We start from the raw sequence: 17,897 nt of genomic DNA on the forward strand, positions 1-17,897 counted from the left end.
GGGGATTGGTAAACAATGATGATTGAACAAATTATGGAGCGTGATGTGATCACGCTGCGAAAAACCGATACGATTGAAGAAGCCATTCAAAAGATGAGTGCACATCACATTCGGCATATTCCGATCGTATCTGATCAAGGATCTGTCATTGGGATGGTGACAGATCGGGATATTAAAAATGCCAGTCCAAGTATTTTCGAAACAGAAAAAAGACAGCTCTTTATTCAGCGCCCTGTTGAAGAGATCATGGTATTAGAGACAATCACTGCTCACCCGCTTGATTTTGTTGAGGAGATTTCAAGTGTCTTTTTCGAGCACGGTATTGGCTGCCTTCCAGTGGTGAGACGCGGAAAGCTTGTAGGCATTATCACAAAGACAGATTTGCTTCGTACGTTTGTCAAACTGACAGGTGCAGATCAGCCTGGATCACACTTAGAGGTTGAAGTGGAGCAGATGACAGAAGGCCTCGCAGATATTACGGCCATTTTAAAGGAGCAGCATATTCAAATGCTGAGTGTGCTTGTATACCCGCATGCAAATGATGCCTCTAAAGTGCTCGTATTCCGCCTTCAAACCATTCATGCAGATCATGTGACGAAGCTGATTCGTGCAAAAGGCTATAAGGTGCTCTGGCCTATGGAGCAGACGATCAAATGAAGGAAGCGACCTTTGTTTTTTCACCATCTTTTCAAACGTACCAGTTTCACCAAGATCATCCCTTCAATCAGCTTCGTGTCTACTTAACGTACGATCTCCTTCAAAAAATGAAGGCATTAACAGACGATGAGATCGTCGCACCTCGTATGGCTACTCTAGAAGAATTAAAGCTTGTCCATACAGCAGATTATATCCAAGCTGTGCAGCGGGCAAGTGCAGGAAAGCTGTCTACAGAAGAGGGTGAACGCTACGGTCTTGGCACCGAGGATACACCGATGTTTGCTGGCATGCATGAGGCGGCATCTCTCCTTGTTGGCGGAACATTAACAGCGGTTGATCAAGTGATGCTCGGTCATTCGCAGCATGCACTCAATCTTGGCGGCGGGCTCCACCACGGATTCAAAGGACGTGCATCTGGCTTTTGTATTTATAATGACAGCTCTGTGGCCATTCAATATATTCAAAAGACATATGGCGCAAGAATTTTATATATTGATACGGATGCTCATCACGGCGATGGTGTACAGTTCAGCTTCTATGACGACCCAGAGGTATGTACGGTTTCCATTCATGAAACGGGACGCTACTTGTTCCCTGGAACTGGACAAGTACAGGAAAGAGGTCATGATAAAGGATATGGCTTCGCCTATAATATTCCGCTCGATGCATTTACAGAGGACGAATCGTTCCTCGAAGCATACCGAACAGCAGTGACTGAGATTGCTGCTTTTTTTAAACCAGATGTGATTTTGACTCAAAACGGGGCGGATGCACACTACTATGATCCGTTAACTCATTTATCTGCTACCATGAAAATATATGAGGAAATTCCTAGACTTGCCCATGAGCTTGCACATCAATATTGTGATGGTAAATGGATTGCTGTTGGTGGAGGTGGATATGATATTTGGCGCGTCGTTCCAAGAGCGTGGGGACGCATTTGGCTTGAGATGAAAGGTATTACACCGCCGACTGAGCTTCCTCAGGACTGGATTCAAACATGGAATAAGCAATCGCCTGTCACCCTTCCACCCGCGTGGAGAGACCCTGACGATTTATATCCACCGATCCCAAGAAAGGCAGAGATCACAGAAAAGAATGCTCAAACAGTAGAAAAAGCACTCATGCCTGTCAGAAGAGAAAAGAAAAAAACATAAGAAAAGCAGGCTCCCTATGAGGGAAAGCCTGCTTTTTGTATTATTTTGTTGATTGTCTTTCTTCAATTCTGTGCGGAAGCTCAACAATTTGATCGTCTACTTGTTCTTTGTTCATCAGCTTTGTCAGTAGTCTCATTGCGACAGCACCAATATCATATGTCGGCTGAACAACTGTTGTCAGCTGAGGACGCACCATGAGAGAAAGTCTTGTGTTATCAAAGCCAATGACTTCTAAATCTTCAGGAATGGATACACCTCTGTCTTGTGCTCCGTGAATGACACCTAAAGCCATTTCATCTGTAGCCGCAATAACAGCTGTCGGCTTGTCAGACTGCTCAAGCAGATGAGCAAGTGCTTCAATTCCAGAATCATAAGAGTAATCACCTTCAGCGACGAGGGCATCGTCAAACGCTATGCCCGCTTCTTCAAGCGCACGTTTATAACCCGCAAGCTTTCTCACTGAATTAATTGGTTCTGACATTGGACCAGATACGAATGCGATTCGTTTATGTCCTTTTTCAACTAATAGCTGAACTGAATCATAAATCGCCTGCTCGTAGTTAATGTTGACGGATGGAGTTTGAGCCTGCTCTTCAACAGATGCAGCAAGAACAATCGGCACAGGAGAGCGCTTAAATTCTTCCACATGCACATCTGTGATGTTTCCGCCCATAAAGACAATCCCGTCTACTTGTTTGCCGAGCATCGTATTTAACAAATGAAGCTCTTTATCTGTATTTTGATCTGAGTTGCTCAAAATGATGTTGTATTTATACATCGTCGCGATATCTTCAATACCACGTGCAAGCTCTGAATAAAAAATACTTGAGATATCTGGGATGATTACCCCGACTGTCGTTGTTTTTTTACTTGCAAGGCCTCGTGCCACTGCATTCGGACGGTAGCCTAGGCGATCAATCGCTTCAAGCACCTTTTTTCTTGTTGTTGGTTTTACGTTCGGATTACCATTCACTACACGTGATACCGTTGCCATACTTACATTTGCTTCTCTTGCTACATCATATATTGTAACATTATTCACATAAATCACTCCTTCAAATACACTTCATATCTATAGCATTCACCAATTGATTAGAGACATGTCAGATACGAGGAAAATAATATCCTATTTGTCATTAAAACGATGAAAAGAGACACATAATTTTTCAATCTACATCAAAATGACATTCTTTTATGAAATTATACACGTTTTTGTGTCATATGAAAACGTTCCCTTTCTTTTTATAACTAAATTAAACAAACTTTAATCAGTTTGTTACCTGTATATTGAATCATATTTCATAAAAAGTCAGCGGGAACATCAGCTATGACAATGATCTTAGCAGATTCTATCGAATTTTAAAAATGAAAACATTGTGAACAAGCACTTTTTAGGGTTGCAATGTGCTTTTTACCTTTCATATCCAATCTTCATGGTATTTTCTCCATAAAAAAGCCGCCGGGCAGTCATCCGGCGGTTTTTTACTATCTATGATTACGCGTGAATGTTGACAAGTGGTCTTAACGCATCTAACCATTTTTCGAATTGTGGAATGTCCATTTGCTGCGCTGAATCAGATAGAGCAACAGATGGATCTGGATGTACTTCTGCCATGACACCGTCTGCTCCAATCGCAAGAGCTGCTTTCGCTGTTGGAAGGAGAAGATCTCTACGTCCAGTTGAGTGCGTCACATCAACGAAGACTGGTAAATGTGTCTCTTGTTTCAAGATTGGCACTGCAGAGATATCTAGTGTATTTCTTGTCGCTGTTTCGTATGTGCGGATACCGCGCTCGCAAAGGATGATTTGATCATTTCCTTGAGCGATGATGTATTCAGCTGCATTAATGAACTCTGAAATAGTTGCAGCAAGACCGCGTTTTAGAAGAACTGGTTTCTTCACAGAGCCGGCTTCTTTTAATAGCTCGAAGTTTTGCATGTTACGTGCCCCAATTTGGATGACATCAATATGTTCGATCGCTTCTTCAATATGAGCAGGGTTAACGATTTCACTAATAACAGCTAGACCGTATTCATCCGCTACACGCTTTAGAATCTTTAGACCGTCTACACCAAGTCCTTGGAAATCGTATGGACTTGTGCGAGGTTTAAATGCGCCTCCGCGGAGTAGTTTTAATCCTTGCTGTTTCGCTGCTGCCGCAACTTCTGCGACTTGCTCGTAGCTTTCAACGGCACATGGTCCAACGATGAAGCGTTGTTTCCCATCACCGATCGCTTCCCCATTGATGTTTACGATTGTATTTTCTGGTTTTTTCTTACGAGAAACAAGAAGTGCTTTGCTGTGGTCATCTTCTTGAAGCTCTAGACCTGCTTTGAAAATCTCTTTAAAAATATGCTGGATGGTTGAGTTTTCGAACGGTCCATCATTTTCTTCAAGAATTTGGTTCAGCATCGTGCGCTCTCTGACAGGATCATAACGGTTGACACCTTGCGCTTCTTTCGCCTTTCCAATTTCTTTTACAATGTTTCCTCTTTCATTGACCAGTTTTAAGATTTGAAGATTTAGTTCATCTGCTTGCTGTCTCAATTGTTCTAGTTCATTGTTGCTCATTTTTGTCATCCTTTCCTCTGCCTGCTCTCGCTTTTTATTTTTTCATTCTTTCATGATAGGGTTTATTATAAACAAAGATTTCGGAATTGTCACGAAAATCTTCTTTATTACCCAAACGCTTTTAAGCGGTAAAGTATTGTATGTAAGAGTATAGCATACTTTTGGTTCAAGTAAACCTTTTTTTATAAAAAAAAACGTCAGCCGCTACTGACGTTTTAACCATTTGTGATCTTTTCAGCGTGATAGAAAACCTTTGCAGTCTAGGAAGGGCGAGCACCGGAACGGAGCGAATTTGACATTCGTGAGTACCGGAGCGCAGACCTGACAAAGAATGCGTGGATTTGTCTACACGCTGAAACGCCAGCCACTGCTGACGTTTCTTCTACATATTATGTTCAAGCGCTTCTTTCGTAATGCTTGAGTGAGATGCATGCCACTTCACTTTTCCACCACTAAAGATGAGTGCTTGAGGACTTTCGTGCTTTACACCCGATTTTTCAGTTACATAGGATGAAAGCTCTCTTGTGTTTTGAATTTGCAAGAAATAAGCAGGCACGTCTTCATGTGCAGACGCAAATGCTTCAAACTCTTGAAAAGCCGCTTGGCTGATCGGACATGTCAAGCTGTGCTTAAAAAAGACAAACGTCCCATCTTGATTCGTTAGTTGATCAAACTGTTCTTCTGTTTCAATGAGTTGTTTTGACATGATGTTCTCCTTCTTCACTCCGAGCAGTGAGAGTTAGCCTTTAGTCGATTGTTCTACTTTTTCTTTTACATCTTTAATGCCGTCTTCAATTTCTGATTTTGCTTCTTGTGCTCGTACTTTTGCTTCATCTGCTACATCAGATGCTTCGCTTGCTAGATCAGCTGCAGCATCTTCTGCTTCACTTTTCACATGATTAGCTTTACCAGCTGCACGGTCTTTTATGTCTTTCACTTTGTCTAAAATCTGGTTTGACTGCTCTGCTACCAGCTGAGACAATTCAGACGTTTTATCTTTCGCAATCGTCACATATTCAGTGCCTCTTTCTTTTGCATCTGTTGCGAGTCGATCTGTTTTTTCTTTTAAAACATTCGCTTGGGTGTTCAAATCATCGCGAAGCTCTTTCCCTGACTTCGGTGCTAAAAATAATGCTGTTGTTGCACCAACAATTCCACCAATAAGTGTTCCGATCAAAAAGTCTTTGCTATTGATTCCGTCTTTGCTCATGATTATTCCTCCTATGCGAATATGGTTTATTTTTGGTGTTTACGCTGTTTCCATTTTTTATAAATTTCAAGTGCTGCGTTACTCCAGCTTACCACATCCGTGACTTTTTCTTGATTTCGTTCAACGGATGAAGAAACCGCACCAGCTGCCTGCTTTATGCTTGTATTAAATTGGTTGATCGAGCCGCCAATTCCCTGCACCGCATCCACAACTGTGCCTAGTTTTGCCGATTTGTCTTGAATATCTTCAGCAAGCTTGTTCGTCTTATGTAGCAACTGTGCTGTCTCTGTGGTGATGCCTTGCATCTGACCTTCAAGACCTTCTAAAGTTGATGCAACATTCTTTAATGTCAGCTGTAAAGATTTTAATGTTTTGGACAAATAGATGACAAGAATGAGGAAAGCAATTGCGATCAGTGCAACGCTTAGATATAGAATAATAATCATCTGATACCTCCTTTGCTGCGGGCATATTCAATTCATTACCCTCTCGTTGTATCATTCAAACATCGCCTAGAATGACCGATTGAATAATAATTCTACACTTATTCGCTAATTCCTGTCCACAGCGAACGAAAAAAAGCGGCACATGTTGACACATTTAGCCCATTTGTCACATTTTATTCAAAATAAAAAGTGCCGATTTAACGGCACTTCACATTATTGACAAAGGGCTAAAATGATTTATATTTTAGCCCTTTGTCTTCTTTTCAGCGTGATAGAAAACCTTTGCAGTCTAGGAAAGGCGAGTACCGGAGCGGAGCGAATTTGACATTCGTGAGCACCGGAGCGCAGACCTGACACCGAATGCGAGGGTTTGTCTACACGCTGAAGTGCCGATTTAACGGCACTTTTTGTTGCATTTATACAGCGACTTTTTCATAAGCACGCAAATATTTTTGAATGTCTCCTGCACCCATAAAGATGAGAATCGCATCTTCGTGCGCTTTCAGGACAGATGTATCATCTTCCTCAATCAATTTGGCCTGCGGGATTTTTTCTTGTAAATCTTCGATGCTCAGCTTTCCAATGTTTTCACGGGCTGAACCGAAAATATCACAAAGGTAGACATAGTCGGCTTTCTTAAGACTGTCAGCAAATTCGCCTAAAAATTGCTGTGTACGTGTGAACGTATGCGGCTGGAAGACAGCCACAATATCACGGTCCGGATATTTTTGACGTGCTGCTTCAATCGTGACCTCAATTTCAGTTGGATGATGGGCATAATCGTCAATTAAGACCTGTTCACCGATCACTTTTTCATTAAAGCGTCGTTTCACCCCGCCGAATGTCGTTAATGCGCCTTTGATGAGCTCTACATCAATGGATTCATAGTGACACAATGCAATGACAGCTAGCGAGTTGAGGACATTATGATTTCCGTAGGCAGGAATGTAGAAGGTATCATAAAACGTATTACGTACAAATACATCAAATGTAGTGCCTTCTGTGTTTTTCACAACATTGCGTGCTTGGAAATCATTTTCTTCGTTGAATCCGTAGTACACAACAGGTACCTTCGCTTGAATCTTAGGCAGATGTTCATCATCACCGCAAGCGATAATGGCTTTTTTCACTTGAAGTGCCATGTTTTGAAACGCATCAAACACGTCTTCAATATCCGAGAAATAATCAGGGTGATCAAAATCAATATTGGTCATGATCGCATAGTCTGGATGATAGCTGAGGAAGTGTCTGCGGTATTCGCATGCTTCAAAGACAAAATACTCGCTATTTTCTTTCCCCTTTCCAGATCCATCACCGATTAAGTACGAAGTAGGTTTTGCTGCTTGCATCACATGCGCCAGCAGTCCTGTTGTCGATGTTTTTCCATGAGCACCAGTAATCGCAACGTTTGTAAATGAATCCATGTATTCTCCAAGGAATTTATGGTAACGAATGACAGGAATCCCTTCAGAAAGGGCACGTTCAATCTCAGGGTGTGTATCAGGAAATGCATTACCTGCGATGACGGTCATCCCTGGCTGAATATTATCTGGGTCAAATGGTAGAATTTTAATATTTCTTTCTTCTAATGCTTTTTGTGTAAAGATATGTTTTTCGATATCCGATCCTTGGACAGTATACCCAGTATCATGAAGAATTTGGGCCAGTGGACTCATACCTGTCCCTTTTATTCCAACAAAATGATAAACAGTCATAATTGTACCTCCAACAAACGTCTATCTGACTTACAGTATATGACGCTCATTTCAATTTGCAACTTGTGATTTTTGCTTCTAGCCGATCACAGATTGCAGCTCCAAATTAAGATTTTTTCCGATCTTCCTATTCTAATCAATATTAACTATGATTAGTATCCGACAACTTTCCCATTTCTAACACCTGCTCCCGCTTATTTTCCATAAAAAAGCGTTCCAGCAGGCATGCGAAAAGCGTCCAATTCCAAAATTGCACCTATGTGCTATCATACCATGTTTATAAAAAAAATGAAGTGGTTTGTTTAGATCAGCTGTTCTAAATCACTCAGCGTCATCAGCACTTCTCTTGGCTTACTGCCTTTCGCACCAGAGATCATGCCCTCGCGCTCCATCATGTCAATCAATCTAGCTGCACGATTGTAGCCAATTCTAAATCTTCGCTGCAAGCTTGATGTACTAGCACTATTCTGCTCGATGGCAAAACGGCAGGCATCCATAAACAATTCGTCTTCGTCTGTAATCGCAGAGCCTTGGAGCATTAGTTCCTCCTGTTCGAAAAGGAACACTGGCTTGCGCTGCTTTCTTACATGAGCCACCACTTGATCAATTTCCCGATCTGATACAAAGTTCCCTTGCAGCCTTGTCGGCTTGCCGGAACCATTTTCTAAGAAGAGCATGTCTCCTTTTCCGAGAAGCTTTTCTGCCCCTGCCATGTCAATGATGGTTCTTGAATCAACCTGACTTGAAACAGAGAACGCAATTCTTGTTGGGATGTTCGCTTTAATGAGACCTGTGATGACATCAACTGACGGTCTTTGTGTCGCAATCAATAAGTGTATGCCGCATGCTCTTGCCTTTTGTGCAATTCGGCAAATGCTTTCTTCAACTTCATTTGGTGCGACCATCATTAAATCAGCCAGCTCATCAATTACTACGACGAGATAAGGCAGTTTTTCACCCATTTGTTTTTCTTTCACAAGCTCATTGAAACGTTTAATTTCTCTCACGCCTGAGTGTGCAAACAGTTCATAGCGTCTTTCCATTTCATCTACTACCCATTTCAGAGCAGCTGTTGCTGTTTTGGCATCGGTAATGACAGGGCTCACGAGATGCGGAATGTGATTATATGGCGCTAATTCAACCATTTTAGGGTCAATTAAGAGCATTTTCACTTCATCTGGTGACGCTTTAAACATTAAGCTCACTAAAATGGTATTAATGCAGACGCTTTTTCCTGAACCAGTTGCTCCGGCAATTAAGCCATGCGGCATTTTTTGCAAATCAACGACAACTGGCTGGCCTGAGATATCTAGTCCAAGTGCTGCTGTTAAAGGAGATGGATTGTCCCTAAACGCACTGCTTCTGATCATTTCTCTTAAGAAAACCATTTTACTGTGCAGGTTCGGCACTTCGATCCCGATCGTGTTCTTTCCTGGAATCGGTGCTTCAATTCGAATATCCTTTGCGGACAAACTAAGTTTAATATCATCTGACAGGTTCGTGATTTTGTTTACTTTGACACCCGGTTCTGGATGTACTTCAAACCTTGTCACAGAAGGGCCCTGCGTGACATGAACCACATTTGCTCTTACATTGAAATTTTTAAGCGTTGCATTGAGCAGCTCTGCCCGCTCTTTCACCCATTCCCCGTCCTCTTCTTTTTGAGCTGGAGGTACGTCTAAAAGGGCGAGACTAGGAAAAACATATCCTGGTGTATCGGCTGCTTTCTTTTGTCCTTGCACGCGCTGATCACTTTTTAACATCATGACGTTAAAAGGCACCGTAGAGGATTGACCGCTTGTGCGTTGTGGCTGAGGAGATGTCTGTTTTGGTTCTTCTTCTTTGACTTCATGCGCTTGTTCTTTTTGCTCTGGCTGCTCTATGACAGTTTCTGCCGCTTTAATTTCAGTTTGTTCCTCTGTTACTTGTTCTACTGGCATGACTTGAGCTTCAACCATTTCAGCTTCTTCCAGTACTTGATCTTCTTGCAGGTCGTGTTTGACTGGCTCAGCTTCTTCAAATGCTGGCGCTTCTTCTTGTTTGTCTTCTATCAAATCGGCTTCTATTTCTTCCACCGGTTGTGCTGCGATCTCTTCTGTTAACACAGCTTCTTCTGCTGGAATGTCTACTTCCATTTCAATGGCTGGCTCTGGCTGCGAAGGTTCCGGCGTTTCGAATGTCAGCATGTCTGTTTCCTCTGTAAGAGCTTCAAACGGATGGACAAGCTCGTCTTTTAATTCTTCGTTATCGCTGAAGACAGTCTGTTCCTGTTCCGGCTCAAACTCTGCCGGCTGTTCCTGATATTCTTCGGCTTGCTGCTTATGTAAGTCAGCTTCATGATGATCTTCTAGCTGCGAGAAGACAGGCTCTTTTTCCTCTGTTTGAGTGAGGGGCTCATCATTTAAACGTTCCATCGTCGATTGAACATGATCTTGATAAGCGAGTTCCTCTTGCAAAGTAAGCGGGGTGACGTCTGGCTGCTTGTCCGCTTTCTCTTCTGCTGGCGCTGAAACCATTTCCTCGATACGTTTTTCTTTCTGTATGGACGGGATGTTCATTTGCTGTCTGACATTTCGTTCACGCTCTGCCTCTTCTGATAACAGTGTGACACGCTGCGCTGTTTCTCCTGCAGCTTTCATTTGTGCTGAGGCTGTTTCTTCTTTTGCTTCTGTCCGTTTTGGGCGCATCTCCTGATGGTAGCCATAGATCGGTGATGGAATTTGCTCTGTTTTGAATGGCTTTTTATTTATATCAGGCTGTAACGTTTGCTTAGGCTGATAGGTTGTTTGCTTCGCCTTTGGCTGGCTTGGTTTAGCTCGTCTTCTCTCCTGCTTCACTCCGTCACGCAAAGGTTCATCTGGGACGAGCGGAAAGCGGAAGTTGCCTTTTGGATATTCATAATACACTTTCGTATCTTCGATTTTTTTATATTCTTTATGCTGTTCAAAAGCTGGCTGCTTAGGTGCAGCTAAGCCTTCTTCAGGTCTCTCAGCTTTTTCTTCTTTCTTTTCTTCTCCTAAAAATACACTGAAAAATTTATCTAACCAACTCATCATTTATCACTCACTTTAACTCCCCTTACGTTTTCTTGGGCGATTTTTAGTATACCATTGCTTTTTCATGCAGAAAAGCGAGAAAAGTGCCGCTTTTGACTGTTCGTGCTGTCTGTAGATGAAAAAAAGTCACTAAGTACGTACTTAGTGACTTTTGGTATAACACATTCTTCGCTCATATGTGCCCGTTTATGGGAGGTTAAGCCTGAAAGGGTTCGCCAGCTTGGTGACTTCCTTCTAAAACTAGAATCCCTTTTTCAGCAGGCGCGTCTGGAAGATCTAACTCTTTTGCTGAACAAATCATTCCGCTTGATGGAACCCCTCTTAGCTCAGCATCTTTGATGACCAAACCGCTTGGCATGACTGCGCCGACCTTCGCCACCACGACATATTGGCCTTGGTCAACGTTTGGTGCACCGCACACAATTTGTAAGGTTTCATCGCCAACATCTACTTGGCAAATGTTTAATTTATCAGCATTTGGATGCTTTTCTTTTTCCTTCACATAACCAACAACAAATTTTGGTGATAGATCTACAGTTAGCGTTTCACTGACACCGTTGCGATTTAAAATTTCATTAATATCTTGAACCATTGTTTCAGAAAGCGGGACAGACCCGTTTTCTTCAATTTTCATGTAAGTGGATGCGTTGAAGATATTAAAGCCTGTTGTTTCCTTTGTTTCTTGATTAAAGATTCTTACGACATCTCCAAACGTCTCATGACCTACTTCTTCTCTCGTCACATCTTTCAATGAAATAAGGAGTGTGTCGCCTACACCTTCTGCATTATAAAAAACATTCATTCTTCAAAATTCCCTTCTACTGCTGTTTTGGTCTGCTTTTTGCAAGAATAAAGATCGGTTCGAGCTTGCCCTCGTCATATAAAAATGACAATGCAGTAATCGGAACCGTACCGCTGGCGAAGAAGCTCATCGACATCTGTCCTAAAATATCATAGCCTGATTCATTGCGAACATCTGCAATGATGAATACATCTTGATGCGGGACAGAAATCGCCATCTGGCCTTCTATTTTTTGCGCGTATTCTTGTAATAGCGATTCATTTAAAAGTCTGCTGGCATCATATCCGTCATTTGCACGGAAGAAATAAAAACGGTTGCCTGCCACTTCATCCATTTTCACCACAGTTTCAAGCGAGCGGACGTTGAAGCTTGCGGTTTCCCTGATTCGCTCTTTTGTCCAGTTTTCCTTTTGAAGCATCTTCTCATCGATTAATCTGTAGGTGCTTCCAAGATCAAGTGCATAATAGATTCTCGTTTCAGCTGTATGCTCATCAAACACGAGCGGAATCCCATCACTTGATGCCTCAGGAAAGGAAGTGGAACGAATAACCGGATAAATCTGCTTTTCTTTCCCCGAGATGTGCTGCGCTTCGCCTTTCATAGCGCTTAGCGCTTCTTTCACATAATAAACAATCTCATCAATTGTTTCATCAGGCTTCACTTCCCACTTTGCGATGATTGGCGGAAGCTCTAGTGTGATGCCTTTGCCTGTTTGTTTATCTTCAATACGAAGTGTATCTTTTTCCCGATCAAACTGGTGTGACCAGCTGTCATTCGTCAGACGGCTTTTGAGTTCGTTCGCAAGCTGTCTTGATGTCATTTTTGCCATAGTGTTAGACTCTCCTTTCGTTATTTAGAAAGAGAATCTGTTAAAAATGCTTCAATCTCTTCCTTCGTCTTACGATCTTTGCTGACAAAGCGGTTAATCTCTTGCCCGTTTTTAAAGACTAAAAAGCTTGGAATGCCGTAAATGTCCCACTCTGCACAAGTGTCAATGAACTTGTCTCTATCGACATAGAAGTACTCAAATTCTGGGTAGTTCGCTTCAAGCTCTGGCAAGAATGGCTCAATAAATGTGCAGTCTGGGCACCAGTCAGCTGAAAATAGCAATACCGTTAAGTCTTGTTGGATCACTTTCTGTAATTCTTCGTTTGATTCAATTTTTTTCATGTTTTATTCCTCCAGTTTGTATGGTTAAATCTCCGAATTGTATATAGCCTTTCTTTCTCATCCATTCTGATACTACCAAACTAATCACTGCCGGGCCAACGATATGCAAGAGAGCTATCGCCAGAAATACAGATGGATGAAACCCCATCACTGTCAGGGTCATGAGCTGTCCCACAAGGCCGCTTGTTCCCATACCTGCTCCTGCCGCATTATTGACCATCCCAAAGCCAATAATACCAATTGGCGCAAGAATTAAGCCTGCTACCGTCGGTGGAATCAAGATAAGGGGGTTTTTCACAATGTTAGAAAGCTGCAACTTTGACGTCCCAATGCCGACAGCTGCAAGACCGCCAAAGCGATTTTCTCTAAAGCCTGAAGCAGCAAAGCCGACCATTTGAGCGCAGCAGCCAATTGTTGCAGCACCAGCAGCTGTTCCGCTTAAGTCAAGCATGAGCGCAAGTGCAGCACTTGAGATAGGAGAACTGAGAGCAAGTCCAACAATGGTTGCTACTAGCATGCCCATGATGAGCGGACTTTGGTCTGTCCCCCACATGATAAGCCTGCCAAGCCCTGTCATCATTGCCTGAATACCAGGACCGATGAAAGCAGCAGTGAGAAAGCCTGTGATAATGGTCACAAGCGGCGTTAAAATAATATCAATTCTTGTCTCACCACTGACAAGTTTGCCTATTTCCACCCCAATTAGAGCAGCCACGAAGCTTCCAGCTGGTCCCCCAAGCTCTGCTCCAGCGGCACCTGAGACAACACTTGCAAAAATGATTAATGGAGAAGCATTTAAGCGATAAGCAACTGCTACGCCAATTGCCGGTCCCATCAGCCCCATAGCAAGCGTACCCATTTTCACAATGAGAGAAAATGATAACAGACCACCTGCTGTTTTTAAAATCAGACCGACTACTAATGTAGCAAATAGACCTAAAGCCATATAAGAGAGTGCATCAATGAAATACACCTTTGGCGAAAGGGAGATTCCCTTTCTTTTTAAATAAGTCATCAACGTCGTCTTCCTGCTTTCTCATAGGAAAGACGAAATGGCCTGTCCTTCCCATTATATGTAGTATTCTTACGATGAAAAATAGTCTCTACCATGAATATCATAATCATATTTTTTTTGCTTTATCAAGCACTTCTTGTGTAACATGAAAAGAAACAGGGCAAACCTTTACTAAGTTTGTGCAAAAGGAGGAGATCGTTATGCAATTAACCATCTATTTAGCTGGAGAAATACATAGCCAGTGGCGTGATGAAATCAAGGAGAAAAGCCAATCCCTGAAGCTGCCGGTGACATTTGTCGGTCCAATGGAGAATCATGACCGCTCAGATCAAATTGGTGAGGATATTTTAGGTGAGCAGCCGAATGCCATTTTCAAAGATGATGCTGCTTCTGATTTAAACAATTTTCGTACTGAGATTTTATTAAACAAGGCAGATGTCGTCATCGCCCGATTTGGTGAGAAATATAAACAGTGGAACACAGCCATGGATGCCTCTGCTGCTATTGCAAAAGGAAAACCTCTTATTTTGATCCGCCCAAAAGAGCTGCACCATCCATTAAAGGAACTTTCAAACAAAGCGAATATCACTGTGGAAACCGTGAATCAAGCGATCAAGGCATTATCTTACGTGTTTGAACAGCAATAGCTAAAAGCGTGTTAGACAACCTTTGCAGCACCGTCTCGCAATGAATGCGAGGGTTTGTCTACATACTAAAGGCTGCTCTCATTGAAGAGGCAGCCTTTTTCTATGACATTTATACCTGTTGATAAATAGAATCCACTGTGCTTCGATCACAATTTTTGACAAGGCGGACAATTAATTCTTTTGCCGCTGCGTAATCATCCACATGCAAAACAGAATGACTTGTATGAATGTAGCGTGCGCAAACACCAATGACAGCAGAAGGCACACCTTGGTTTGAAATATGAACACGTCCAGCGTCCGTTCCACCCGGTGATACGAAATATTGGTATGGAATGTTGTTTGTTTCAGCAGTATCGAGTACAAAGTCTCTCATCCCGCGGTGCGTAATCATTGTACGATCAAAAATACGCAGAAGTGTACCTTTTCCAAGCTGGCCGAATTGTGTTTTGTCACCTGTCACATCGTTTGCAGGACTCGCATCTAAAGCGAAGAATAAATCCGGCTGAATCATATTCGCAGCTGCCTCAGCCCCTCTAAGCCCTACTTCTTCTTGAACAGTTGCCCCTGAATACAGCTCGCATGAAAGGGATTCATCTTTTAATTCTTTTAATAATTCAATCGCAAGTCCGCAGCCATAGCGGTTATCCCAAGCCTTCGCTAAAATCTTTTTTGGATTCGCCATTGGGGTGAAAACCGTTGCTGGAACGATTTGCTGTCCTGGGCGAATGCCAAGCGCTTTTGCCTCTTCTTCACTGTCTGCACCTATATCAATCAGCATATCTGACGGCTTCACAGGTTTGCTTTTTTGTTCTGGCGTGAGAAGGTGAGGAGGTGTACTTGAGACGACACCAGGAATTGGCCCTTGATCGGTATGAACGTCCACACGCTGAGCCAGCATGACTTGACTCCACCAGCCGCCAAGTGTTTGAAAACGAATCATCCCGTTTTTCGTAATCGCTGAGACCATGAATCCAACTTCATCCATATGACCCGCTACCATAATTTTCGGTGCGTTTTCCGGCCCCTTTCGTACGCCAAACACCCCGCCAAGACGATCCTGAATAAGTTCATCAGAATATTGCTCAAGTTCTTTTTTCATAAAAGCACGCACATGGTGCTCATTTCCTGGAGCTCCTTGTAATTCTGTTAAATTTCGGAAAAGCGATAATGTTTCTTCGTTCATTCTACAGTTTACCTCGTTTCTATGTAATGACCATATATATTCCTATAAAAATAACACTCACTTTATACTATAAGAATTCTTTCGGTTTTCCAAGTATCTCTCGAGAAATTTTGAATATGCTTTCAAGTATTCGGATTCCTTAACATCAATGGACAAGTTTTGTATAATGGAAAAAACAGCAATACGGAGGTGCAGCACGTTGAAGTTAAAACATGTTCTGATTGGTGCGAGTATTGGCGTAGCCGCTGCAATTGTTGCAAAGAAAGTATTTTTCCCTACGTATATCTCGTCTGAAAAAGCGTTAAAAATTGTAAAATCTGCTTTTAAACAGCGCGGCCCGATTGATGGCTCTTGGATTTATACTGTACCAGAACCGTATACCGTAAATGGTGAAACGATTGATGTGTACAAATCTGGCATTACCCGCTCTGCCTTTGGCGAGCTTGAACAGTATGAAGTGATGATTGATGCCAAAACAGGCATGATTGTAGACGTCATCGATTCTGTTGCATGATCAAGAAAGCTTCGCAAAGACGTGTCCTTGCGAAGCTTTTTTTATATAGCTTTGATTTTTTTGTACACAGGATGCCACATCGCGTCCTGAACAGCCTGAATGAGATCATCAGGCGTTTCTTCTGCAATTCCTTCATCGATAGCTGCCTGTGCCACACGGACAGCAACTGTGGCTGAAACGGTACGAAGCTGATCAACACTTGGCAGCATCGCTGCTCCCGGCTTCCCAACACTAACCATGCTTGCAATGGCTTCAGCACTCGCAACAAACATACTGTCTGTCATCAATCTGGCTTTAGATACAATCGTGCCAAGACCAAGTCCAGGAAAGACAAGGGCATTATTCGCTTGTCCAATTTCATATGTCACACCATTGTATTCAACAGGATCAAATGGGCTTCCCGTCGTTACAAGGGCGCGTCCTTCTGTCCACTCGATCAAATCTTTCGGCTTAGCTTCTGAAAGAGGTGTCGGATTCGACATCGGTAAAATTGCAGGACGCTCCACGTGTGACGCCATTTCTTTGACAATTTCCTCTGTAAATGCTCCTCCTACAGTCGAGGTGCCAATTAAGATCGTTGGTTTCGCCTGCTTGACGACCTCTAATAGATCAATCGAATGCTTTGGACCATTACGGGCATAATCCTTTACTTCGTCTGAACGCCTTGCATACGGCTTTTGAAAAGGCTGAATGTCAGGTGAATCATCTGTGAGCAGCCCCGTTTTATCAATACACCAGAAATGATCATAAGCTTCATCTTCTTTGACTCCGTCTCTGACAATGGCATCACGGATTTGCTCGGCTATGCCAATACCTGCCGTACCCGCTCCAAAAATGACGATTCGATGATCTTTTAGTGGAACTTTCGAAGCTTTTGCACATGCCAGAACCGCAGCAAGTGAAACGGCTCCAGTCCCTTGAATATCATCATTAAATGTACATATACGATCCTTATATTTTTCCAATATCGCACGAGCATTCTTTGTACCAAAGTCTTCCCAATGAAGGAGTGCATTTGGAAAAGTGGCACGGGCAAGCTCAACATATTGATCAATGAACTGGTCATAGCGCTCTCCTCGAACGCGGGAGTGTTGATTTCCAACATAAAGCGGATCATTCAAAAGACTTTCCTGATTCGTTCCGGCATCAAGGACTACTGCCAGCACGCGGCTAGGATCAATGCCTGCTGCGGCTGTATAAACAGCGAGTTTTCCGACTGAAATGGCAATCCCGCCAACACCCCAGTCTCCAATGCCTAAAATACCTTCTGCATCAGTTGCAACGATTAAGTCAATTGATTCATCGACTCCATATGAGGCAAAAATCTCTTCCATGCCTTCTAGATCATCAATGGATAAATAAAGCCCCCTAGGCTTTCGATATTCATGGCTATAGCGCTGAATAGCCGTTCCTACTGTTGGCGTGTAGACAATCGGAAGCATTTCTGCCAAGTGCTCATTAAGTAATTTGTAAAAAAGCACTTCGTTTCTGTCATGTAGCGATGTCAAATACACATTTTTCCCAAGTTCATCCGGCTGTGCCTTAAACTGCTCATATGCCCGCTTTGCCTGATCCTCTAAAGTTAGGACCTTAGGCGGGAGAAATCCCTTTAACCCAAGCTCTTCCCGCTCTTCCTTTGTAAATGCAACCCCTTTGTTTAAATAAGGGACTGACATGAGCTCCATCCCTCTTAAAGGTGTTTCGATCACATGATCATGTACACGATAAAATTGGTTCACCTGCACTCTTCCTT

At 42.7% G+C, this 17,897-nt stretch carries 17 protein-coding genes; 4 read left to right on the forward strand and 13 right to left on the reverse strand.

Going from position 1 to position 17,897, the window contains the following annotated elements:
* Nucleotides 1-15 precede the first annotated feature (15 nt).
* Nucleotides 16-657, forward strand: a complete 642-nt coding sequence (locus tag AKG37_RS03935) for a CBS and ACT domain-containing protein (protein WP_060697644.1) — start codon at nt 16-18, stop codon at nt 655-657.
* Nucleotides 654-1,814, forward strand: coding sequence for an acetoin utilization protein AcuC (locus AKG37_RS03940; RefSeq protein ID WP_060697645.1), 1,161 nt, complete (start codon nt 654-656; stop codon nt 1,812-1,814). Before AKG37_RS03935 ends, AKG37_RS03940 begins: the two co-directional genes overlap by 4 nt.
* A 40-nt stretch (nt 1,815-1,854) precedes the next feature.
* Here AKG37_RS03940 and ccpA read toward each other — a convergent pair whose 3' ends face one another.
* The 11 genes from ccpA to AKG37_RS03995 all read right to left on the reverse strand — a co-directional run bounded on the left by ccpA (nt 1,855) and on the right by AKG37_RS03995 (nt 13,800).
* The gene (gene ccpA, locus AKG37_RS03945) at nt 1,855-2,856 is read right to left on the reverse strand and encodes a catabolite control protein A (protein WP_024424851.1); all 1,002 of its coding nucleotides are present in this window, start codon (nt 2,854-2,856) and stop codon (nt 1,855-1,857) included.
* A gap of 453 nt (nt 2,857-3,309) precedes the next feature.
* A complete protein-coding gene (locus AKG37_RS03950) occupies nt 3,310-4,386 on the reverse strand; it encodes a bifunctional 3-deoxy-7-phosphoheptulonate synthase/chorismate mutase (RefSeq protein WP_060697646.1) in 1,077 nt (358 codons plus the stop codon).
* Nucleotides 4,387-4,768: 382 nt separating this feature from the next.
* A complete protein-coding gene (ytxJ, locus tag AKG37_RS03955) occupies nt 4,769-5,092 on the reverse strand; it encodes a bacillithiol system redox-active protein YtxJ (RefSeq protein ID WP_060697647.1) in 324 nt (107 codons plus the stop codon).
* Between the two features lie 33 nt (nt 5,093-5,125).
* Nucleotides 5,126-5,596, reverse strand: coding sequence for a YtxH domain-containing protein (locus tag AKG37_RS03960; protein ID WP_060697648.1), 471 nt, complete (start codon nt 5,594-5,596; stop codon nt 5,126-5,128).
* 26 nt (nt 5,597-5,622) lie between these two features.
* Complete coding sequence (locus tag AKG37_RS03965; protein WP_060697649.1) at nt 5,623-6,042, reverse strand: DUF948 domain-containing protein; 420 nt, start codon at nt 6,040-6,042, stop codon at nt 5,623-5,625.
* Between the two features lie 416 nt (nt 6,043-6,458).
* Nucleotides 6,459-7,757 carry a UDP-N-acetylmuramate--L-alanine ligase gene (murC, locus tag AKG37_RS03970; protein WP_060697650.1) on the reverse strand — a complete coding sequence of 433 codons (1,299 nt, stop codon included), beginning with the start codon at nt 7,755-7,757 and terminating at the stop codon, nt 6,459-6,461.
* Nucleotides 7,758-8,059: 302 nt separating this feature from the next.
* The gene (locus tag AKG37_RS03975; protein WP_060697651.1) at nt 8,060-10,813 is read right to left on the reverse strand and encodes a DNA translocase FtsK; all 2,754 of its coding nucleotides are present in this window, start codon (nt 10,811-10,813) and stop codon (nt 8,060-8,062) included.
* Between the two features lie 196 nt (nt 10,814-11,009).
* Nucleotides 11,010-11,615, reverse strand: a complete 606-nt coding sequence (gene ytpR / locus AKG37_RS03980) for a YtpR family tRNA-binding protein (protein ID WP_060697652.1) — start codon at nt 11,613-11,615, stop codon at nt 11,010-11,012.
* Between the two features lie 16 nt (nt 11,616-11,631).
* Nucleotides 11,632-12,444, reverse strand: a complete 813-nt coding sequence (locus tag AKG37_RS03985; protein ID WP_078060967.1) for a DUF1444 domain-containing protein — start codon at nt 12,442-12,444, stop codon at nt 11,632-11,634.
* 20 nt (nt 12,445-12,464) lie between these two features.
* A complete protein-coding gene (locus tag AKG37_RS03990; RefSeq protein ID WP_060697653.1) occupies nt 12,465-12,785 on the reverse strand; it encodes a thioredoxin family protein in 321 nt (106 codons plus the stop codon).
* Complete coding sequence (locus AKG37_RS03995; RefSeq protein ID WP_060697654.1) at nt 12,772-13,800, reverse strand: PTS sugar transporter subunit IIC; 1,029 nt, start codon at nt 13,798-13,800, stop codon at nt 12,772-12,774. Before AKG37_RS03995 ends, AKG37_RS03990 begins: the two co-directional genes overlap by 14 nt.
* A 200-nt stretch (nt 13,801-14,000) precedes the next feature.
* On the opposite strand from AKG37_RS03995, the gene AKG37_RS04000 reads away from it, so the two are divergent.
* Complete coding sequence (locus AKG37_RS04000) at nt 14,001-14,447, forward strand: YtoQ family protein (protein ID WP_060697655.1); 447 nt, start codon at nt 14,001-14,003, stop codon at nt 14,445-14,447.
* A gap of 109 nt (nt 14,448-14,556) precedes the next feature.
* Here the strand turns inward: AKG37_RS04000 and AKG37_RS04005 are convergent, their stop codons facing one another.
* Nucleotides 14,557-15,630, reverse strand: a complete 1,074-nt coding sequence (locus AKG37_RS04005) for a M42 family metallopeptidase (protein ID WP_060697656.1) — start codon at nt 15,628-15,630, stop codon at nt 14,557-14,559.
* A gap of 199 nt (nt 15,631-15,829) precedes the next feature.
* On the opposite strand from AKG37_RS04005, the gene AKG37_RS04010 reads away from it, so the two are divergent.
* Complete coding sequence (locus tag AKG37_RS04010) at nt 15,830-16,144, forward strand: PepSY domain-containing protein (protein WP_003217759.1); 315 nt, start codon at nt 15,830-15,832, stop codon at nt 16,142-16,144.
* A 41-nt stretch (nt 16,145-16,185) separates the two neighbouring features.
* On the opposite strand, the gene AKG37_RS04015 is transcribed toward AKG37_RS04010, so the two are convergent.
* Nucleotides 16,186-17,883, reverse strand: coding sequence for an NAD-dependent malic enzyme (locus AKG37_RS04015; RefSeq protein ID WP_060697657.1), 1,698 nt, complete (start codon nt 17,881-17,883; stop codon nt 16,186-16,188).
* Nucleotides 17,884-17,897 lie beyond the last annotated feature (14 nt).

Origin of the sequence: Bacillus australimaris, assembly GCF_001307105.1 — a bacterium.
Taxonomy (GTDB): Bacteria; Bacillota; Bacilli; order Bacillales; family Bacillaceae; genus Bacillus; species Bacillus australimaris.